General features: G+C 72.5%; 16 protein-coding genes and 1 other RNA gene. 4 read left to right on the top strand and 13 right to left on the bottom strand.

Annotation, left to right across the window (positions count from 1 at the left end):
• Window positions 1–368: 368 nt before the first annotated feature.
• The 3 genes from NMK44_RS28310 to NMK44_RS28300 form a co-directional block, all read right to left on the bottom strand.
• Window positions 369–1,523, bottom strand: a complete 1,155-nt coding sequence (locus NMK44_RS28310; RefSeq protein ID WP_254748252.1) for a uroporphyrinogen-III synthase — start codon at window positions 1,521–1,523, stop codon at window positions 369–371.
• 155 nt (window positions 1,524–1,678) lie between these two features.
• Window positions 1,679–3,106 carry a nitrate/nitrite transporter gene (locus NMK44_RS28305; protein ID WP_254748250.1) on the bottom strand — a complete coding sequence of 476 codons (1,428 nt, stop codon included), beginning with the start codon at window positions 3,104–3,106 and terminating at the stop codon, window positions 1,679–1,681.
• A 151-nt stretch (window positions 3,107–3,257) separates the two neighbouring features.
• A complete protein-coding gene (locus tag NMK44_RS28300; protein ID WP_254748248.1) occupies window positions 3,258–4,214 on the bottom strand; it encodes a LysR family transcriptional regulator in 957 nt (318 codons plus the stop codon).
• An 84-nt stretch (window positions 4,215–4,298) separates the two neighbouring features.
• Here NMK44_RS28300 and NMK44_RS28295 point away from each other — a divergent pair, with 84 nt between their 5' ends.
• Together NMK44_RS28295 and NMK44_RS28290 are read left to right on the top strand one after the other, a co-directional pair.
• Window positions 4,299–5,585, top strand: a complete 1,287-nt coding sequence (locus NMK44_RS28295; RefSeq protein ID WP_254748246.1) for an MFS transporter — start codon at window positions 4,299–4,301, stop codon at window positions 5,583–5,585.
• A gap of 402 nt (window positions 5,586–5,987) precedes the next feature.
• Window positions 5,988–8,888 carry a glycoside hydrolase family 3 C-terminal domain-containing protein gene (locus tag NMK44_RS28290; RefSeq protein ID WP_374215359.1) on the top strand — a complete coding sequence of 967 codons (2,901 nt, stop codon included), beginning with the start codon at window positions 5,988–5,990 and terminating at the stop codon, window positions 8,886–8,888.
• 219 nt (window positions 8,889–9,107) lie between these two features.
• On the opposite strand, the gene dacB is transcribed toward NMK44_RS28290, so the two are convergent.
• Both dacB and NMK44_RS28280 read right to left on the bottom strand, forming a co-directional pair.
• Entirely contained in the window at window positions 9,108–10,703 is a 1,596-nt protein-coding gene (gene dacB / locus NMK44_RS28285; protein WP_254748244.1) for a D-alanyl-D-alanine carboxypeptidase/D-alanyl-D-alanine endopeptidase, read from the bottom strand.
• A 59-nt stretch (window positions 10,704–10,762) separates the two neighbouring features.
• Window positions 10,763–11,368, bottom strand: a complete 606-nt coding sequence (locus NMK44_RS28280) for a TetR/AcrR family transcriptional regulator (protein ID WP_254748242.1) — start codon at window positions 11,366–11,368, stop codon at window positions 10,763–10,765.
• A gap of 51 nt (window positions 11,369–11,419) precedes the next feature.
• Here NMK44_RS28280 and NMK44_RS28275 point away from each other — a divergent pair, with 51 nt between their 5' ends.
• Window positions 11,420–12,316, top strand: a complete 897-nt coding sequence (locus NMK44_RS28275; protein ID WP_254748240.1) for a DUF2867 domain-containing protein — start codon at window positions 11,420–11,422, stop codon at window positions 12,314–12,316.
• Between the two features lie 57 nt (window positions 12,317–12,373).
• Here NMK44_RS28275 and ssrA read toward each other — a convergent pair.
• From ssrA to ftsE, 5 genes are all read right to left on the bottom strand, one after another.
• Window positions 12,374–12,743, bottom strand: a transfer-messenger RNA (tmRNA) gene (gene ssrA, locus NMK44_RS28270).
• A 122-nt stretch (window positions 12,744–12,865) separates the two neighbouring features.
• Complete coding sequence (gene smpB, locus NMK44_RS28265; RefSeq protein ID WP_254748238.1) at window positions 12,866–13,345, bottom strand: SsrA-binding protein SmpB; 480 nt, start codon at window positions 13,343–13,345, stop codon at window positions 12,866–12,868.
• Between the two features lie 18 nt (window positions 13,346–13,363).
• A complete protein-coding gene (locus tag NMK44_RS28260; protein WP_254748236.1) occupies window positions 13,364–14,566 on the bottom strand; it encodes a S41 family peptidase in 1,203 nt (400 codons plus the stop codon).
• Window positions 14,567–14,634: 68 nt separating this feature from the next.
• A complete protein-coding gene (gene ftsX / locus NMK44_RS28255; protein WP_254748234.1) occupies window positions 14,635–15,546 on the bottom strand; it encodes a permease-like cell division protein FtsX in 912 nt (303 codons plus the stop codon).
• Window positions 15,547–15,555: 9 nt separating this feature from the next.
• Window positions 15,556–16,245 (bottom strand): cell division ATP-binding protein FtsE, encoded by a 690-nt coding sequence (gene ftsE / locus NMK44_RS28250; RefSeq protein ID WP_254748232.1) that lies wholly within the window; start codon window positions 16,243–16,245, stop codon window positions 15,556–15,558.
• A gap of 328 nt (window positions 16,246–16,573) precedes the next feature.
• On the opposite strand from ftsE, the gene NMK44_RS28245 reads away from it, so the two are divergent.
• Window positions 16,574–16,777 (top strand): hypothetical protein, encoded by a 204-nt coding sequence (locus NMK44_RS28245; protein ID WP_254748230.1) that lies wholly within the window; start codon window positions 16,574–16,576, stop codon window positions 16,775–16,777.
• Window positions 16,778–16,897: 120 nt separating this feature from the next.
• Here NMK44_RS28245 and NMK44_RS28240 read toward each other — a convergent pair whose 3' ends face one another.
• The 3 genes from NMK44_RS28240 to NMK44_RS28230 all read right to left on the bottom strand — a co-directional run bounded on the left by NMK44_RS28240 (window position 16,898) and on the right by NMK44_RS28230 (window position 20,360).
• Entirely contained in the window at window positions 16,898–17,614 is a 717-nt protein-coding gene (locus NMK44_RS28240; RefSeq protein ID WP_254748228.1) for a hypothetical protein, read from the bottom strand.
• 288 nt (window positions 17,615–17,902) lie between these two features.
• On the bottom strand, window positions 17,903–19,009 hold the full coding sequence (gene prfB, locus NMK44_RS28235; protein WP_254748226.1) for a peptide chain release factor 2: 1,107 nt from the start codon (window positions 19,007–19,009) through the stop codon (window positions 17,903–17,905).
• A 40-nt stretch (window positions 19,010–19,049) separates the two neighbouring features.
• Window positions 19,050–20,360, bottom strand: coding sequence for a serine/threonine-protein kinase (locus tag NMK44_RS28230; RefSeq protein ID WP_254748224.1), 1,311 nt, complete (start codon window positions 20,358–20,360; stop codon window positions 19,050–19,052).
• Window positions 20,361–20,636 lie beyond the last annotated feature (276 nt).

Genomic DNA, 20,636 nt, shown 5'->3' with positions numbered 1-20,636 from the left:
ATCTTTGCGTACGCAAGCCGCCGGGTCGAGGGGGGTACGGGCGGGAATGGCACGGCGTTCACCGTGATTCCTGTGACGTTCACCGCAATTCCGGACTGAACGCTTCCGGGTATTCGGCACGTACTGGAGACCGAGAAGCCGGCACCGGGCGGGTGCCGGTCACCAGGAAGGGCTCCCTCCCCATCTCCGCCCCGCAGGCCCCGGTCCCCCCATCCGGGGCCTGCGTCATGCGCACTTGGGGCTCGGTTCGCCTCCGGGGCGCTGAAGCCCCTGCCGACGGTCGACCGTGCTCGACCCCTCGTTCCTCGGGGCCTCCGCGCGCTCTCCCTTTCGACAGGGTCGCGCCCCTTCGGCTCACTCGCCCTGAGCTAACCGGCCGCCTCATCGCCGTACTTGGTGTCCGCGGCCGGGTCCAGCGCCAGCCGGTAGCCGCGTTTGACCACGGTCTGGATCAGCTTCGGGGCGCCCAGCGCGGTCCGCAGCCGGGCCATCGCCGTCTCCACGGCGTGCTCGTCGCGCCCCGCCCCCGGCAGCGCGCGCAGCAGTTCGGCGCGCGCGACCACCCACCCCGGACGGCGGGCCAGGGCGCGCAGCAGGGCCATCCCCGCGGGCGGTACGGCGCGCAGTTCACCGTCCACGACCACGGCGTGGCCGCGGATCTCCAGCCGCCGTCCGGCCACCGGCAACGGCCGCACCCGGCCGGGGAGTTCCTGGGACAGGAGCTGGACGAGCGGACCGAGCCGGAACCGTTCGGGCTGGCTGGTCGGCACATCATGGGCCTCCAGCGGCAGGGCGGTCACCGGACCGACGCACGCGGGCAGTACGTCATGGCGCAGCGCGTCGAGCAACTCGCTCTGCAAACCCCGCTGTTCGGCCCGGTCCAGCAGACTCGCGGCGGCGGGGGCGCTGGTGAACGTGACCGCGTCCAGGGTGCGGGCGACGGTGGCGTCCAGCAGCCGGTCCACCGGCGCGATGTCCTCCGGCGGCATCCAGCGGTAGACCGGCACCCCGACCACCTCCGCTCCCCCGGCGCGCAGCGACTCCACGAAACCGGGCAGCGGTTCACCGTGGAGCTGGACCGCGACCCGGTGGCCGTCGACCCCCTCCTCCAGCAGCCGGTCCAGCACCTCGGCCATCGACTCGGAGGCCGGTGACCACTCCTCGGTGAGCCCGGCGGCACGGATGGCGCCGCGCACCTTGGGTCCGCGGGCCAGCAGCCGGACGCCGCGCAACCGGTCCAGCAGCGCCTCGCCCAGACCCCAGCCGTCGGCGGCCTCGACCCAGCCGCGGAAGCCGATGGCGGTGGTGGCCACGACCACGTCGGGGGCCTGGTCGAGCAGCCGCTTGGTGGCCGTGAGCAGCTCGGAGTCATCGGCGAGCGGCACGATGCGCAGTGCGGGCGCGTGCATCACCTCGGCGCCGCGCCGCCGCAGCAGGGCGCCGAGCTCATCGGCCCGGCGGGCGGCGGTGACACCGACGGTGAACCCGGCCAGCGGGCCCACGGTGTTCTGGTCTCGGTGCATGGCTCTCGTCCCGGTTCACTGTCGTATGGGCCCCTCCGGACTCCGCATCCTGCCGCCGCCCCGTGACGGCCGCGGTTCGCGGAGGTTACCCAGGTGTAACGCGGCGTACGGCCGGTGGCTTCCCGCCGGCCGCACGCCGCGTGCCGCGGGGAGGCTCAGACGTCCGCGTAGGCGGGTTGCCGCTGGGCCCGCGGCTCATGCGTCCCAGGCGTCCCAGGCGTCCCCGGCGCCCGTGTCCCGGCCTCGTCGGACGGCACCGCCGCGCGGCCGCCACGCAGGTATACGGCCCAGGTGACCGCGGAGCACAGGGCGTAGTAGGCGAGGAAGGAGACGAAGGCGGGGGTGCCGGAGTGGGCGGTCAGGAACGCCTCCCGGAAGGCGAGGTTGATCCCCAGCCCGCCGAGCGCGCCGACCGCCCCGATCAGCCCCATCGCCGCACCGGACAGCCGCCGTCCGTACGCCGCGGCCTCCTCCCCCGCCAGACCGCGGGCGACGGCCTTGGCCTGGAAGATCCCGGGGATCATCTTGTAGGTGGAGCCGTTGCCCAGGCCGCTGAGGACGAACAGGGCGATGAACCCGGTGAGGAAGATCCCCAGGGAGCGCTGGGCGGAGGCGTAGACGACCACGAGGGTCGCGGCGGCCATGGCGGCGAAGTTCACCAGGGTGATGCGCGCCCCGCCGTAGGTGTCGGCGAGCCGCCCGCCGACCGGGCGGATGAGCGAGCCCAGCAGCGGGCCGATGAAGGTGAGCGAGGCGGCCTGGAGCGGGGTGCGGTCGAACTGGTTCTGGAGCACCAGGCCGAAGGCGAAGCTGTAGCCGATGAAGGAACCGAAGGTGCCGACGTAGAGCAGCGCCATGATCCAGGTGTGCGGATCGCGGGCCGCCTCCCGCGCCGCGCCGGTGTCGTTGCGCACCGGCGCCAGGTTGTCCATGAACAGCGCCGCGAGCACCGCCGCCACCACGACGAGCGGGATGTAGACGGCGAGCACGATCCGCGGATGGGCGGCCCCGGCCGTCCCGATGACCAGCAGGGCGACGAGCTGGATCACCGGGACGCCGATGTTGCCGCCCCCGGCGTTCAGCCCGAGCGCCCAGCCCTTCTCGCGCAGCGGGTAGAAGGAGTTGATGTTGGTCATCGAGGAGGCGAAGTTACCGCCGCCCACCCCGGTGAGCGCCGCCACCACCAGGAACGTGGTGTACGAGGTGCCCGGTTCCATCACCACGGCGGCGGCGACGGCCGGGACCAGCAGCAGCGCGGCGCTGATCACCGTCCAGTTGCGGCCGCCGAAGCGGGCCACCGCGAAGGTGTACGGCACCCGCAGCACCCCGCCGACCAGGGTCGGTATCGCGACCAGGAAGAACTTCCCGGCCGGGTCCACGCCGTACTCGGGCCCCATGAACAGGACCATCACCGACCACAGGCTCCACAGCGAGAAGCCGATGTGCTCGGACAGGATGGAGAAGACCAGGTTGCGGGTGGCGGTCCGGCGGCCGGTCTCCCGCCAGAACGTCTCGTCCTCCGGGTCCCACCGCTCGATCCAGCGGCCCCCCTTGCGTGCGGTGGTGGTGGTCGGGGCAGTCATCGCGGCGCCTCCACGGTGCTCGGTGTCGCCACCGACGCTAGGGAGGGCGCGTTACCGGCCTGTGGCGGCAGGTGACACCGGCGAAACCTTGCTCTCACCCGGGCGGACACGGGGCGGTGAGGGCCGGGGGAGCATGTGCGCGCCGCGGTCGTCAGTGCCTGTCCTCCGGGCGCGGCAGCCAGGCGTTGCGGGGGCGGTCCAGCCAGCGGTGACGGGCGCCGAGGTCGTGCGCGGCGGTGAGCAGCGCGGTCAGCCCGGGGTGGCGCAGACCCCTGCGCCAGACGACGGAGACCGGGGAGAGCGGCACCGGGTCGATCAGCGGGCGCAGCACCGTACCGGGCACCTGGACGAACTCCTCGCTCGCCAGCACCGACCAGCGCCGTTTGGTCACCATCCGGATGAACTCCGCCTCGCCCTCGATCTCCGGGAACGGCTCGGCCACCGCGATCCCGCGCCCGGCGAACAACTGCCCGGCCAGATCGGTCCACTCGGCGGTGGCGGCATTGCCCGCGGCGGCGTAGAGGGTCTCGCCCGCGAGGGCGGCCAGCGGGATCCGCTCCCGGTGGGCGAGCGGGTGGTCCTCACGCAGGACGACCGCGATCCGCTCGTACCGCACCGGGCGGTGTTCGAGACCGGCCAGCACCGCCGGGTCCAGACCGCGGGCGCGGCCGAAGGAGACGTCCAGGCGCCCGGCGAGCAGTTCGGCGGCGGCGCCGGTGAGGCCGCTGTGATAGCGGGCCACCAGCTCGGTGTCGGCGGCGAGCCGCCGCCGCGCCTCGTCCAGCACCCGGCTGCCGGTGGACACCGGCGCCCCCACGTCCACCAGCAGCGGACGGTCGCTCCCGCCGCCCGCGGCCGCGGCCAGTTCGTCCTGCGCCGCGAGCACCCGCCGCGCGTACGGCAGCAGCCGCTCGCCCTCGGCGGTCAGGGCGACCTGACGGGTGGTGCGGACGAACAGCTCGGCGCCCAACTCCCGTTCCAGCCTGCGGATGTCGCGGCTGAGCGCCTGCTGCGCGACGTAGAGGCGGGCGGCGGCACGGGTGAAGTGCAGTTCGTCGGCGACGGCGGCGAAGGCCCGCAGCAGCCGCGGTTCGATGTCCCGGTTCACCCCTCCATATTGACAACCCAGATGCGTCAATGGGGCCCGATCAGGTGTTGGACGGGAAACGGGCCCGGCCAGGACCGTAGAGGGGTGATCCTCTTCCTTGCCTCCCGGCCCGTCGTCCGCCGTGTTCCGCCGCCCGCCCGCGGCCGGACCCGCCGCCGTCGTCGTCCGCGTCGGCTCCCGGCGTTCCTGGCCCCGTACGGGCGGCTGCTCGCCACCCCGGGCGCCCTGGCGTTCACGCTCGCGGCGTTCACCGGACGGCTGGCGGGGGCGATGCTCGGGGTGGCCAACGTGCTGATGGTCGCCATCGCGCGGGACTCCTACGCCCTGGCGGGCGCCGTCTCGGCGACCGGGGTCGCGGTCACCGCGGTGACCGGCCCGCTGCTCGGACGGCTGGTGGACCGGTACGGACAGGCGCGGATCGCGGTGCCCTCGGTGGCGGTGTTCGCGCTGGGCGCCACCGCGATGGTGCTGTGCGTCCACCACGGCGCCCCGGCCTGGGCGCTGTTCCTCTGCGCGGCGGGCTCCTCGGGCGTCCCCAGCCTCGGTGCGATGACCCGCGCCCGCTGGGCGGCGCTCCACCCCGACGACGCGGCCGCCCGGCACACGGCCGCCTCCTTCGAGCAGGTCGTGGACGAGGTCTGCTTCATGGCGGGCCCCGCGCTGGCCATGGTGCTGTGCACGGCGGTCTTCCCGGAGGCCGGTCTGATCACGGCGGCGGCGCTGCTGGTGACCGGCACCCTGCTGTTCGCCGCCCGGCGCCGCACCGAACCCCCGCCGCACCCGCCCCTCGCCGCCGGGGAGCGCGCCGTCCCGCTGGCGCGCACCCCGGGGATGCGGGCCCTGCTGGGCACGTTCCTGGCGACGGGCGCGGTGTTCGGCTCCATGGAGGTCGCGACGGTCGCCACCGTACGGTCCTTCGGCGGCGCCGGGGCGAGCGGCGCGGTCCTCGCCCTCCAGGCGGCCGGTTCCTGCGCCGCCGGGCTGGTCTTCGGGGCGCTCCCGCTGCGGGGCGCGCTGTCCACCCGGTTCGTGACAGGGGTGGCCGCGATGGCCGTGGCCGTCCTCCCGCTGCTGGCGGCGGACAGCCTGGCGGCCCTGGCCCCGCTGCTCTTCCTGGCGGGCATGGCGACCGCGCCCACGATGATCACCGGGATGTCCCTGGTCCACCGGCTGGTCCCGGCCGCCCGCCTCAACGAGGGGATGACCACGGTCTACACCGCTCTGCTCATCGGCATCTCGGCGGGCGCGGCGGCGGGCGGCTGGACGGCGGACCACCTGGGCTCCGCCTCCGCCTACACCACCCCGGTAACAGCCGCCACCCTCGCCCTGACCGCGGCCCTGACGACCCACCGCCGGAGAACGCCAACCTGACCCCGGGGCCCCGGGAGGAGCACCTCCCGGGCCCGGACCCGCGCGGGCCCGCGGCAGACCGCTGGGCCGACGGCCCGCCGGACGGATGCGCGCCGCACCGCCCGCACCGGCCCACCGGTCGGGCCCGAAGCCCGCGCCCCGGCCGGACCGACCGGCCGGGGAGGTCCCGGGGGTGGTGGCCGCGGGCCTCCCCGCTCTCCCCGGCCGGGGAGGCCACCGCTGGGCCGATGGGGGCAACTTGCGGGTGTGGGGGCGCGAGTGGGTATACGGCGGCGCTACGGTGCGGTTTCGCGCCCGGACGTCGAACCGCCGCTACCCGAGGGGACGTACGTGTTCGTGACAGGCTCCGCCGCCCGGCCCCAGCGCCGTCGCGCGGCCCTCCGCGCCTTCGCCGCATCAGCCCTGGCCGTCGCCCTGTTGACCGGCTTACCACCGGCGAGCCCGGTCCCGGCCGGGGCGCAGAGCGGCTATCCGTTCCGCGATCCGCGGCTGCCGCTGCGGACACGGGTGGACGATCTGCTGCACCGGCTCACACTCGACGAGAAGATCTCGCTGCTCCACCAGTACCAGCCCGCCATCCCCCGACTCGGCATCCGGCCGTTCAAGACCGGCACCGAGGCCCTGCACGGAGTGGCCTGGCTCGGCGAGGCCACCGTCTTCCCGCAGGCGATCGGGCTCGCCTCGGCCTGGGACCCCTCGCTGATGCGGCGGGTCGGTTCGGCCGTGGGCGACGAGACCCGCGGCTTCCAGCGGGAGCGCCCGGCCGGCTGGGGGCTCAACGTCTGGGCCCCGGTGGTCAATCTGCTGCGCGACCCCCGCTGGGGCCGCAACGAGGAGGGCTACTCCGAGGACCCGTTCCTGACCGGCGCCCTCTCCACCGCGTACGGCAAGGGGCTCCAGGGCGACGACCCCGACCACCTCAAGACCGCCCCCACCCTGAAGCACTACCTCGCCAACAACAACGAGGTGAACCGCACCACCACCTCCTCCGACCTCCGCCCCCGCGTGCTGCACGAGTACGACGAGGGCGCGTTCCGGCCCGCGGTCGCCGCCGATGCCGCGACCGGGGTGATGTCGGCGTACAACCTGGTCAACGGCCGTCCCAACACGGTCAACCCGGATCTCAACGACACCGTGCGCCGCTGGACCCGGCGCGATCTGTTCCACGTCACCGACGCCCAGGCGCCGGGCAATCTGCTGCCGGGGGTGCAGAACTACTACCCCACCCCGCCCGAGGCGGACGCCGCCGCCCTCAAGGCGGGCATCGACAGCTTCACCAACGACAACACCGACCCCGGCCCCACCCGCGCCGCCCTGCGCACCGCGCTGGACCGGGGGCTGATCCGCGTCGCGGACGTGGACCGGGCCGTCCGGCACACCGTCTCCCTGCGCATTCGGCTCGGCGAGTTCGACCCGGGCGGCGGCCGCTACGGCGACATCGGCCCGTCGGTCATCGACAGCCCCGCCCACCGGGCGCTGGCGCGCGAGACCGCGGCCAAGGCGATGGTGCTGCTGAAGAACCGGAACCGGACCCTTCCGCTGGATCCCGCGCACACCCGCCGGGTCGCGGTGGTCGGCCCGCTCTCCGACACCCTCTACACCGACTGGTACTCCGGCACCCTTCCCTACCGGGTCACCCCGCGGAAGGGCATCGCCGAGCGGCTGGCGGCCGCCGGCTCCGGCACCGTCACCAGCCGCGAGGGCGTGGACCGTATCGCCCTGCGGAACGCGGAGACCGGCGCCTACGTCACCGCGGGCGGCGGTGCCGCGGGGGCCCCGCTCAGGGAGAGCGCCGGCCCGGCCGGGTCGGCCGGGGAGTTCGACGTCTACGACTGGGGCGGCGGAGTGGCGGCCCTGCGGGCCGCCGCCAACGGCCGTTACGTCGGGCTCCACGAGGACGGCACCTTCGTCAACGACCAGACCGAGCCCAACGGCTGGTTCGTCCAGCAGCAGTTCCGGCTGGAACGGCAGCCCGACGGCACGTACCTGCTGCGCTACGCGGGCTATGACACCCAGGAGAGCTGGTTCGGCGACAAGGAGTACCTGGCGGCGCGCGCGGACGGCACGCTCGCCCTCGCCACCCGCGAGGACGCCACCCACTACACCCGGGAGGTCCGGAAGGACGGGGCGCGGGAGGCCGCCGAGGCCGCCCGTGGCGCGGACGCCGCCGTCGTCGTGGTCGGCTCGATGCCGCTGATCAACGGCAAGGAGGACCACGACCGCACCGACATGGGTCTCGCCCGGCAGCAGGAGGAGATGGTCAGGGCGGTCAAACGGGCCAACCCGCGCACCGTCGTGGTGGTCGAGAACAGCTACCCCACCACCCTCAACTGGGAGCAGGAGCACGCCCCGGCGCTGCTGTGGACCACCCACGCGGGCCAGGAAACCGGCCACGCCCTCGCCGACGTCCTCTTCGGCCGGGTGAACCCGGCCGGACGGCTCACCCAGACCTGGTACCGCTCGCAGCGGGACCTGCCGAGCATCCTCGACTACGACATCATCCGCTCCGACCGCACCTACCAGTACTTCCGCGGCCGTCCGCTCTACCCCTTCGGCCACGGGCTGTCGTACACCAGCTTCCGCTACGGCCAGGCGCGGCGGGTCCCGGGCGGGGTCGAGGTCCCGGTGACCAACACCGGGTCCCGGACGGGCGACGAGGTCGTCCAGCTCTACACCCACCAGCGGACCTCCCGCGACAAGCAGCCGCGGCAGCGGCTCCGGGCGTTCCGCCGGGTGACGCTGGAGCCCGGCCGGACGACGACGGTCCGGCTGCCGCTGCGCACCGCCGACCTCGCGCACTGGGACGTCACCCGGCGCCGCTGGGTGGTGGAGAGCGGCACCTACGACCTGCGGATGGGCGCCTCCGCGGGCGACATCCGCACCCGTACGGAGTGGCGGGTGCGCGGTGAGACGATCCCGCCCCGCGATCTGTCCCGGCGTACACGGGCGGCGGACTTCGACGACTATGCGGGCACCCGTCTGGCCGACGCCTCCAAGGTGCGCGGGGACGCGGTCGCCGCGGGTCCGGGCGGCGGGCGTCTGGTCTTCCGCGACGCGGACCTCGGCCGGGGCGCGTCACGGTTCACCGTGCGGGCGGCGAAGGAGACGGCGGGCGCCGCCACGATCCAGGTCCGCCTGGACTCCCCCACCGGCCCGCTCGCCGCCACGGCCCGTGTCCCGAGCACGGGTTCGCGCTACGCCTACCGCACGGTGACCACCGCTCTGACCGCCGCGGCGGGCCGCCGCGACGTCCACCTGATCCTCGGCAAGGGCGTCCGCGTCACCACGTTCGCGCTCCGCTGAGATCCGCTGGGAAAGCGGGGGCCGCCCGGGCGTCGGGCGGGCCCCCGTCGGCGGCTAGGCCCTGTCCTGCCGATCTTCGTGGGCCCGCGACGCCTGGCACCGCACCTCGCCGCGTTGTCGGGATCATCCGAGTACGCCCAGTACAAGGACGACCCTCCGCCTTGCGAGCTACGGCACCAGACGCCGCGGCCTGATCCACGAAGATCGACAGGACAGGACCTAGCAGGTGTGTGGTTTGGTCCAGGCGCATTCCAGGGCCGGGGACTGGGCCGAGCGGGGGGCCGGGCGGGGGCGGACCGTCTCCGTGCCGTCCGCGCCGGACTTCGCCAGGGTGACCACGATCGCGTCCTCCAGCCGCTTCACCGACGGCACGAGGTAGTTGTTGAACACCACGCTGTAGACCAGCTCCCTGCCGTCCGCGTCGGTGACGTACCCGGAGAGCGCGGAGGCGCCGGTCAGGGAGCCGGTCTTGCCGCGGGCGTTGCCCGCGGCGGGGGTGCCGCACATCCGGGTGCGCAGGGTGCCGCCGATGAGCCGGTCGGGGTCGCAGGCCACCGGCAGGGCCGCGTACCAGTCGGCGTACCAGGGCTGGCGCCGCACCGAGAGCAGCAGTTCGGTGAAGTGCCCGGCCGTCACGTTGTCCATCCGGGACAGCCCCGAGCCGTCGACCTGGCGCAGCGTGCCGACGTCCACGCCCTGCTTCTTCAGCCAGTCGGAGACACCGGCCAGTCCCGCGGTCCAGGTGCCGCGCCCCGCCGTCTCGTAGCCGATGGCCTTGGTGAGCACTTCGGCGTGGATGTTGTTGGACAGCTTCATGAAGGGGACCAGCAGCCGCTTGAGCGGCATGGAGCGGTGCGCGGCCAGCGGCCGGGCACCGTCCGGGGTGGCCCGGCCGAGCCGGGTGTCACCGGCGACGCGCACCCCGTGCCGTGCCAGCGCGTCGGCGAAGACGGCGGCGGCGTGGCCGGTGGGCTCCCAGACGCTGACCCACTCCTTGGCGGCGGCCGCCCCGGCGGGGACGCTGCCGCTGAGCGTGAGGGTGTTGGAGCCGTGGCCGCGCTCGACGGTGAGGGTGCTGCCGCTGCCCGCGGCACCGGTGGTGGCGTGGTTCACCACGCGCGCGTACGGGGTCCTGGGGGTGACCGCGACCGTCGGGCGGGCGCCGGGCCGGGCGCCCGGGGTGGTCTCGACGATGACGCTGCCCGCGTCGTAGTCGGTGTCCGGGGCCACGCTCAGCGCGGAGATCTGGGCGGCGTAGTACGAGGACTCGTCGTCGGCGGCCCAGGAGCGGCCGACCCGCTGGTCGTCGAACCGGGTGTCATCGGCGACCAGCCGCCCGGTCACCCGGCGGATCCCGGCATCGGCGACCGCCTCGGCCAGCCGCTCGTAGTCGGCGGCGAGCAGGGTCGGATCACCGGTGCCGCGCAGATACAGATCGCCGCGGAGGGTACGGCCGTGGCCGGTGCCGTCGGTCAGGACGTCGGTGCGGAAGCGGTGGTCGGGGCCGAGCACCCCCATCGCGGCGGCGGAGGTGAGCAGTTTGGTGTTGGAGGCGGGCATCAGCCGGTCGTCGGGCCGGTGCCGGTAGAGCAGGGCGCCGCTCCTGGCGTCGGCGACCACCACCCCCGCGGCGCCGCCCTTCAGGGAGGGGTCGTCGAGGATGGTGTCGATGGCCCCGCCGAGTCCGGGGCGGGAGGTGTCCGCACCGGCCGGGGAGCTCCAGCTCAGCGTGCAGGCCAGCCCGATGACAAGGGGGACCACGGGCCAGGTCCAGGCGCGCGTACGGCGGTTCACGCGACTCTCAGGTCTCCTCATGCCACCGGAGCATCCCGCACCGCGGACCGCGGCGACAGGGCGCCGCACGCCGCGGCGCGTCAGTCCCGGCGCAGCAGCGTGGCGATGACCGACTCCAGATAGCGGGTCCGCTCCGCGTCGGCGGGCAGGGACCGGGGCACCGCGTGGACGAGCTGGGTGTGGCCGAGATAGCTGGTGTAGGCCAGCAGCCCCCGGCGGCGCGCCTCTTCCGGCGGGAAGCCCAGTTCGGTGAAGAGCCGTGCCAGATAGCCGATCCGGCGGTCGCTCACCCGCCCCAGCGCCGCGGCCACCTGCGGATGGTTGGCGGTGGCCAGCAGGGAGACCTCCAGCGTGTCCTCGGCGGCGGACGCGGTCGCCTCCGCGAAGAGCCTGCGCAGCCGCCGCTCGGGATCCGGGTCGCCCTCCAGCTCGGCGATGATCGCCTCGGTGGAGATCTCCTCCCACCGGGCGAGCGCGGCCTCGATCAGCGCGTCCCGGTGGGGGAAGTGCCAGTAGAAGCTGCCCTTGGTGGCGCCCAGCCGGGCGGCGAGCGGTTCGACGGCCACGGCCGCGAGCCCGCCCTCGCCGATGGCGGTGAGTGCCGCGTCGGCCCAGTCCCGCGCGCTCAACCGCCGCTTGGCGCCGTCGCGTTGGGGACCCCGCACTCGCCGCTGCACCATGACCATACGGTACCGTACGGTAAAACATACGGCAGCGTATGGAGGTGCACGGTACGCATGCGTACGGTCCGCAACATCCACGAACGCACCATCGAAGCCCCCGCCGAGGCGGTCGGAGCCCTGCTCGACCGGCTCTCCTCCGCCCATGACCCGATCTGGCCGAGCCCGGCCTGGCCGCCGATGCGCTTCGACCGCCCGCTCGGCGTCGGCGCCGAGGGCGGCCACGGTTTCGTCCACTACCGGGTCACCGCCTACGAGCCGGGCCGCCGGGTCCGGTTCGTCTTCACCCCCGGGGAGCACGGCTTCCACGAACTGGCCGTGGAGCCGCTGGCGCCCGGCCGCTGCCGGGTCCGCCACGTACTGGAGGAACGGCAGCGCGGTACGCAGTGGCTGGTGTGGACCCTGGCCGTCCGCTGGGCCCATGACACGGTGGTCGAGGAGCTCTTCGACAACATCGAGCGGGTCGCGGCCGGAACGCACCGGGCCCCGCTCCTCTGGTCGCCGTGGGTCCGGCTGCTGCACCGGGTGCTGTGGGACAAGCCGGTCGCCGCAACCGTGCCGGACGCCGCCCGGCTGGCCCGTACCGCCTTCGAGCGGACCGACTTCTCCGACGCCTGGCGCATGGAGCTGCACCCCGGGATGCCCCGGGACCCGGAAGCGTGGCGGGACGTGCTGCGCGGCGCGTCCTTCCCCGTCCGGGGGCGCGCCGACGGCGAAGTGCTGCTGGGCGAGGACGCCGGGCATCTGGACTTCCGGGCGTCCGTCCTCGTCGAGCCCGGGCACATCACGCTCAGCACGGTCGTCCGCACGCACAACGCACGCGGACGCCTCTACTTCGGGGTGGTCAGACGCTTCCACCCGGTCATGGCCCGGCTGGCGCTGCGCCGCACCCACCGCCGTCTGGCCCTGGCCGCACCGAGCGCCGGGGAACGGGCACTGCGAGTAGGCCAGTGAACACGTGACAACGACGAAGGCCCTGCCTTCCGGCAGGGCCTTCGTCGTACATGGGATGAGTGGAGATGGCGGGAATCGAACCCGCGTCCACCGGTGCGGAAACAGGGCTTCTCCGAGCGCAGTCCGCTGTGATTTTCTCGGCCCCGGAGATCACGCGGACAAGTCTCCGACGGGCTCAGTCACTGTTTGATTTCCCACTACACCCCGTGACCGGGTCTAGTGGTTTAGTTCCCTAGTCGATGCCAGGATCCGGGTCGGGAACATCCCCGGGCTGACACTTCGCAAGTCGCTACTTAGGCAGCGAGGGCGAAGGAATCGCGCTTGGTGTTGGCGATTATTGGTTGCGACATATGGTTTACGAGATCATTGCCGCTTCCTCGGCTCGCTTCCCCTGCTTCGACAGCCGCTGTCGAAACCGATCATCCCCATGTGGTGTTTTCAAAGGTGGTGCCGCGCCCTCGGAGGGGCACAGCGCCATCATAGGTGACCAACGCGCGAGGGGGCCACATCATTCCCGCCGCCCCGCCGCTGCCGTCCCGGCAGGGCCGGTCAGGCGCGCTGGCGGCGCTTGGCCGCCGAGATCGCCCGGTCGGTCTCACGGCGGTCCTGCTTCTCGCGCAGGGTCTGCCGCTTGTCGTACTCCTTCTTGCCCTTGGCGAGGGCGATCTCGACCTTGGCCCGGCCGTCCTTGAAGTACAGCGCCAGCGGAACGAGCGTATGCCCGGTCTCCTGGGTCTTGCCGAGCAGCTTGTCGATCTCCGCCCGGTGCAGCAGCAGCTTCCGCCTGCGCCGCGCGGAGTGATTGGTCCAGGTCCCCTGGGAGTACTCGGGGATGTGCACGTTGTGCAGCCACGCCTCGCCGCCGTCGAGCTGCGCGAAGCCGTCCGCGAGCGAGGCCCGGCCCTGGCGCAGCGACTTCACCTCGGTCCCGGTGAGCACCAGACCGCACTCGTACGTGTCCAGGATGTTGTAGTCGTGCCGCGCCTTCTTGTTCTGCGCGATCAGCTTGCGACCCGTCTCTTTAGCCATAGCGAGGCCATTCTCGCACTAGGACCCGCCCCCGAGGCCACTCAATACCGTGCGGGCGCGGGCTTCGGCGCCGGGTCCGCTGTCGCCCGTGACCGACAGATCGGGGGAGATGCCCTCGCCGTCCACACTGCGGCCGGCGGGGGTGCGGTAGTGGCCGACGGTGAGCTCGGCGACCGAGCCGTCCGGCAGCTCGCTGGGCATCTGCACCGACCCCTTGCCGAAGGTCCGGGAGCCGACGACCACGGCGCGGCCACGGTCCTGGAGGGCGCCGGTGAGCAGCTCGGCGGCGCTCATGGTGCCGCCGTCGACCAGGACCACCAGCGGGCTGCGGGTGTCCCCGCCCGGCCTGGCCTCCAGAACGCGCTGGGAACCGCGGACGTCGTAGGTGGCGACCAGGCCGCCGTCGAGGAAGGAGGAGGCGGTGGTCACGGCCTCGGTGACCAGTCCGCCGGAGTTGCCGCGGAGGTCGAGCAGGATCCCCTCGCCGTCCGGGACGCGGCGTACGGCGCGGCGGACCCGCTCGCCCGAGCCCCGGGTGAAGGAGTCGACCTTGATCCGTACCGCCCCGGCGTCCGGACCGCCGAGGCGGTCCACGGTCACCGGTTCGGTGGCCAGCCGGGCCCGGTGCAGGGTCTGCCGCCAGCTCTGCCCGTCACGTCGCAGTCCGAGGGTCACCGGGCTGCCCGCGGCATGCTCGGCGCGGCCGCGCAGCCGGGTGACGACATCGGTGACGGGACGCCCGGTGACGCGTACCCCGTCGACGGTCAGCAGCCGGTCACCGGAGCGGATCCCGGCCTTGCGGGCGGGGCTGCCGGGCTGCACCCGGTCCACCTCGATCCGGCCCTCGCGGCCCTGGCGGGCGGAGATGCCGGTGCCCACGTAGACACCGTCGAGATTGCGGCGGAACCCCTCGTACTCCCGGGCGCTGTAGACGGCGCCCCAGCGGTCGCCGCTGCGGCTGACGACCTCGCGGGCGGCCTCGGAGCCGGACTTGCCGTCCTGCTGGGCGGCGGCCGCGGCCGCCTTCACCTGTTCGCTCTCCACGGAGCCCAGGACCGCGTGCGCCGGTATCCGATCCGCTCCGGGGTGGCGTCCGTTCTCCGCCTCGGCGTCCCAGGAACCGGCTGCCGCGCCGGTGGCCAGCACGCTCACGAAGACCAATGTCAGGGCGGCCCCACGGCGAATGCGGCGGGGTTGGACGAACAAACACGGGCCCGACATGCCGGTGAGTGTAGGGCACCAACGGGCGCCGTACGGGGGGTTGTCCGGTACGGCGCCCGGGGCGAATGTCACACCTTGAGATACTTGCGGAGCGCGAAGAAGGCCGCGAGGGCGGGCATCAGCAGCCCGATCGCCAGTACCAGCGGCAACTTGGCGAGCACCGCGTCCCAGCCGATGAAGTTGATCACGTCGATCTTGTCCACCAGCCAGTTGTTGACCAGGAAGTACTGCCCGCTGACCAGCAGTACGCAGGCGAAGCCCGCGCCCAGCAGCCCCGCGATGGCGGCCTCCATGATGAACGGCATCTGGATATAGAAACTGGACGCGCCGACCAGCCGCATGATCCCGGTCTCCCGGCGGCGGCTGAACGCCGAGACCCGGACCGTGTTGACGATCAGCATCAGCGCGACCACCAGCATCAGCGCCATCACCGCGAGTGCCGCGAAGTTCATACCGTTGAGCAGGTTGAAGAGGTCGTCGACCAGTTTCTTCTGGTCCTGCACCTCCTGCACCCCTGGACGGGCGGCGAAGGCGGTGGAGATGACGTCATAGCGCTCGGGGTCCTTCAGCTTGATGCGGAAGGACTCCTGCATCTGATCCGGGGTCAGCGAGTCGGCGAGCGGCGAGTCCCCGAACTGCTCCTTGTAGTGCTTGTACGCCTCCTCACTCGTCTCGAAGTGCACCGACTCCACGATGTTCATCTGCTTGAGCTCGGACTTGATGTCCTGCTTCTGGGCCTCGGTGACGGCCCCCTTGGCACAGTTGGCCGAGGTCTCCTTGTCGTTCTTGTTGCAGAGGAAGATCGAGACGTTGACCTTGTCGTACCAGTAGCCCTTCATCGTGCTCACCTGCTCGCGCATGAGCAGGGACCCGCCGAACAGGGCGAGCGAGAGGGCGACGGAGACGATCACCGCGAAGGTCATCGTGAGATTGCGGCGGAGACCGACGCCGATCTCCGACAGGACGAACTGGGCGCGCATGGCGTCCTTTCAGTGCTGGTAGCCGTAGACGCCGCGGGACTGGTCGCGGACGAGACGGCCCTTTTCAAGTTCGATCACGCGCTTACGCATCTGGTCCACGATCTGCTGGTCGTGCGTGGCCATGACGACGGTGGTACCGGTCCGGTTGATCCGGTCCAGCAGCTTCATGATCCCGACGGAGGTCTGCGGGTCCAGGTTGCCGGTCGGCTCGTCGGCGATCAGCAGCATCGGACGGTTGACGAACGCGCGCGCGATGGCCACCCGCTGCTGCTCACCGCCGGAGAGCTCACCGGGCATCCGGTCGTCCTTGCCCCCCAGCCCCACCAGGTCGAGCACCTCGGGCACGGTCTTGCGGATCGCGGTCCGCGGCTTGCCGATCACCTCGAGCGCGAAGGCCACGTTCTCGCCGACCGTCTTGTTGGGCAGCAGCCGGAAGTCCTGGAAGACCGTCCCGAGCTGGCGGCGCATCTGCGGCACCTTCCAGTTGGACAGCCGCGCGAGATCCTTGCCCAGCACATGGACCGCGCCATGGCTGGCCCGCTCCTCCCGTAGGAGAAGTCGCAGGAAGGTGGACTTTCCCGACCCCGAGGAACCCACCAGGAAGACGAACTCGCCCTTCTCGATCTCGAGCGAGACGTCCCGGAGTGCGGGCCGGGTCTGCTTGGGGTAGGTCTTGGATACGTTGTCGAATCGGATCACTGAAGCACCACGGTCGACCTGGATAGCGGTACGGGCAGCTGCCTGAGCGGCTCCCGTCGGTGAGCGTGACCATACGCGAACCGTGTGCAAGCTCGCAGCGCCGATCCACCTTGGTGCGTTTATTCACGGCACTATTGGGGGCAAACGGTTGACAAACTGACCGCTGGGCCATTCGGTGCGGCCACGGAACCGGTACGGATACGGCACGGAATCGTGCGGGGCGCGCCGAACCGGGCGGAAGCTGGCACAGTGGAAGGGGAACCAACCGATTTCCGTGAGCGTTGGGCCCGTGTCTACTGCGGCACCGCCGCGCGGGAGGAGAAAGCGCATGACGTACGACAGGCTCGTCTGCGCCAACTGCGCGAGCCCGGTCAGCGAGGGCCGCTGCCCGGTCTGCCGGGCCAGCAGGGAGCGCCTTCAGCAGCAGGACGGGCTGTTCGGCGGTATGACGCCGGCCGCTCTGATAGCGCTGCTGGTGGGGCTGATCGCGGTGGCCCTGCTCGCCCATGAGGTGGCCGCCGCCGGAGCGTGACGCCCGGTAGCCGACCACACACCCCGACATACCGAGGGGCCCGGAGCTCTGCAGCGCTCCGGGCCCCTCGTCGTACTCACGGCCTGTGAACGATCAGGCCATCGTGGCTACGTTCGGTGATCAGGCCACGTTGTTGCGGTTGACCAGACGCGGAACGAAGCGGAAGCCGATTCCGCCCGCGATCATCGTCGCGGCGCCGACCAGCAGGAACGTGGTCTGACCGGCACCGGTCTCGGCGAGCTGCTCCTTGGCCTTGCCCTGCTCGACCGGCTTGGAGCCGACGTTGTCGGTGTCCGTGTTGTCGTCGCAGTCGGTGCTGTCGAGGTCCACCGTGCAGGTGGAGTCGTCGCCGTTGTCACCGCCGCCACCGCCCGGGGCGGGCTTGGTGGGCTCGTCGGTCGGGTCGTCCGTCGACGGCGGGTCGGTGGGCTCATTGGTCGGCGGGTCCGTCGGCTCATCGGTCGGCGGGTCCGTCGGCTCGTCCGTGGGCGGGTCCGTCGGCTCATCGGTCGGCGGGTCCGTCGGCTCGCCGGTGGGCGGGACCGTCGGGTCGTCCGTGGGCGGGTCCGTCGGGTCATCGGTCGGCGGGTCCGTCGGCGGCGTCGGGATCACGGTCGGGTCGTCCGTGGGCTCATCGGTCGGGTCGGGCGCGGGAGCACCCACGCTCGCACCGATGTCCACACCCTGCTCATCGGCGCTGACCGAGGCTCCGACACCACCGATGCCGACATCCACACCCACGGCCGATGCGGCGCCGGCGGCGGTGAGCGACGCACCGGCGGCGATCACCGCGCCGGCGGCTATGCGCGCGATCCGCAGCCGCGTCTTCTTCGTCATCTGCCTGCTACCCCCAGTAGCTGTACTCGTCAATGGAGCAGCTATGCGCGGGGCCACGGCCCTCGGGGTGTCATGTTCCGCGGTCACCGCCCTAACCGGCGGTCCGCTGGTCCCCGTTCACACGCGCCCCGGACATACGCATGCCGCGCGTCAGCCTTCCGTGATCTGAAATCACCGTCAAGGTCATTTCCATCCGAGATGTCCGCTATGCATTTCCTTGAGTGATGCATGGGTACAGGACTGTGACCAAAAAGGGCGTGGACGCGGCCACTTGGGGATCGAGCGGTACTACTTCTCCTGCTGCTTCCGCCAGCGGATCCCGGCCTCCAAGAAGCCGTCCAGCTCGCCGTCGAGCACCGCCTGCGGGTTGCCGACCTCGAACTCGGTGCGCAGGTCCTTGACCATCTGGTACGGGTGCAGGACGTAGGAACGCATCTGGTTGCCCCAGGAGTTGCCGCCGTCGCCCTTGAGCGCGTCCATCTTGGCCTGCTCCTCCTGGCGGCGCCGCTCGAGCAGCTTCGCCTGGAGGACGTTCATCGCGGTGGCCTTGTTCTGGATCTGCGACCGCTCGTTCTGGCAGGAGACCACGATCCCGGTGGGGATGTGGGTCAACCGCACCGCGGAGTCGGTGGTGTTGACGCCCTGGCCGCCGGGACCGGAGGAGCGGTACACATCGACCCGCAGCTCGGACTCGTCGATCTCGATGTGGTCGGTCTGCTCGACCACCGGCAGCACCTCGACACCGGCGAACGACGTCTGGCGGCGCCCCTGGTTGTCGAAGGGCGAGATCCGCACCAGCCGGTGGGTGCCCTGCTCGACCGAGAGGGTGCCGTAGGCGTACGGGGTCTGGACGGCGAAGGTGGTCGACTTGATACCGGCCTCCTCCGCGTACGAGGTCTCGTAGACCTCGGTCTTGTAGCCGTGGCGCTCGGCCCAGCGCAGATACATCCGCTGGAGCTGCTCGGCGAAGTCGGCGGCGTCCACACCGCCCGCCTCGGCGCGGATGTTGACGAGCGCCTCGCGGGCGTCGTACTCGCCGGACAGGAGGGTGCGCACCTCCATCTCGTCGACCGCCTTGCGCACGGACTCGAGCTCGGCCTCGGCCTCGGCGCGGGCGTCATCGTCGCCCTCGTCCGCGGCGAGCTCGAAGAGCACCTCGAGGTCGTCGATACGGCCGCGGAGCTCCTCGGTCCGGCGGAGGTGCCCCTGGAGATAGGAGAGCTTGCTGGTGATCTTCTGCGCGTTCTCCGGGTCGTCCCACAGGGACGGGGCCGCCGCCTGCTCCTCGAGCACGGCGATGTCGGCCCTCATCTTGTCGAGGTCCAGGACGGCCTCGATCGACCCCATGGTCGAGGAGAGGGACTTCAGCTCTTCGGATACATCGACGACTGCCACGGCACCAGCGTAACCGCTGCCGGAGACTGACCGGCCCCGGTCACGGACTCCCGGCGTCCTGGGAGCTGGAGTGCTCCCCTCCCTTGGGCGGATCGCCGCCGTCATCGCCGCCGGTGGCCAGCCATCCGCCGACCGCGATGGCGATCAGCGCGGCCACCGAGACCACCGCGGCCTTCACCCGGCGGCGGCGGACCGCCTCCGAGGGCCGGTTGCGGGCCGAGCCCGCCCGGCGCTGGCCGTGCACCCGGGGGGCGCGCGCGGTGCCGTGGGCGCCGCCCGCAAGCTCATCGGCGCTGGGCACCCGCATGCTGGTGTGGGTGTCCCGGCTGGAGTCCGGTACGGCGCCGGGGACCAGCGGCACCGCGCCACGCCGCCGCTGCGGCTGCCCGGCGGCCGGGCCGCGTGGGGCGGGCTCCTCATAGCCGCCCTCGCGCTCGTCCTCCTGCTCATCGGGCTCGTCGATGTCCAGCGGCGGATATCCGGCCAGACTCGGCAGCAGCTCGCGCAGCCGCGCCGCCAGCTCGGAGGCGCGCAGCCGGGAGGCGGGCGCCTTGGCCAGGCACTGGAGCAGGAGCTGCCACAGCTCGTCGGGGATCCCGGGCAGCGGCGCCACGGTCTCGGTCACATGGCGGCGCAGGATCGCGCCGGGGTGGCCGCCGCCGAACGGGGTGAACCCGGCCAGCAGCTCGTAGAGCACGGTGGCCAGGGCGTACACATCGACACTGGCGCGCGGCGGCAGCCCCTCGATGATCTCCGGGGCCAGATAGTCCGGGGTGCCGATGACACTGCGCGGGTTCGGTGAGCGGCCCTGGCCCTGCTGCTGGCCGCGCGGCTGCCGCTCGCGGATCCGGCTGGGGGCGTCGACCAGGCGCGCGATACCGAAGTCGGTGAGCAGGGCGGGGTGCGCGCCGCCGGGCCCCAGCGGGCCCTGCATGTCCAGCAGCACGTTCTCCGGTTTGACGTCGCGGTGGACCACCCCGGCCGCGTGCGCCGCGGCCAGCGCGTCCGCCACGTCCGCGGCGATGGCGACCGCCGCCTCCGGGGCGAGCCGCCGCTCGCGGTCGAGCCGGGTGCGCAGATCCGTACCGCGGACCAGGTCCATGACGAGCGCCAGGTCGTTGCCGTCGACCACCAGGTCGCGCACGCCGACCACCCGGGGGTGGTCGAGGCCGAGCAGCGCGGTGCGCTCCTGTACGAAACGGCCGACCAGCTCCTGGTCGGAGGAGAGGTCCTCGCGCAGGAGCTTGATGGCGACGGGGCCCTCGGGCCCCTCGCCCAGCCACACCGTGCCGGCGCTACCGCGTCCCAGGACCTGGTGCGCGGTGTACCGGCTGCCGATCTTCCGTGACAAGACTGCTCCGAATCCTCCGACAGGGGGGCACGTTGGCGACAAAGCTACGCGGCTACTGGCGCGTTGGGTGCGCCAGACCACGCCAACTGTCACTTCTGCGGCGGAAAACACCCTTCAGATGTCGACAAATCACCGAAGCCGGAGGGATATCGGAGGGCGCGGGAAGGGGAAAAAGGGACGGGCAGCGGGGAACGGACGGGGGGGGGGGGCCGGGGGCGGGGCGCCCCCCCCCCCGGGGGGGGGGGGGGCCCCCGGGGGGGGCGGCGGGGCGGGCGC

Source organism: Streptomyces cucumeris (genome assembly GCF_024295805.1).
Lineage (GTDB): Bacteria > Actinomycetota > Actinomycetes > Streptomycetales > Streptomycetaceae > Streptomyces > Streptomyces cucumeris.
This window is presented reverse-complemented; position numbering and strand designations above follow the sequence as displayed.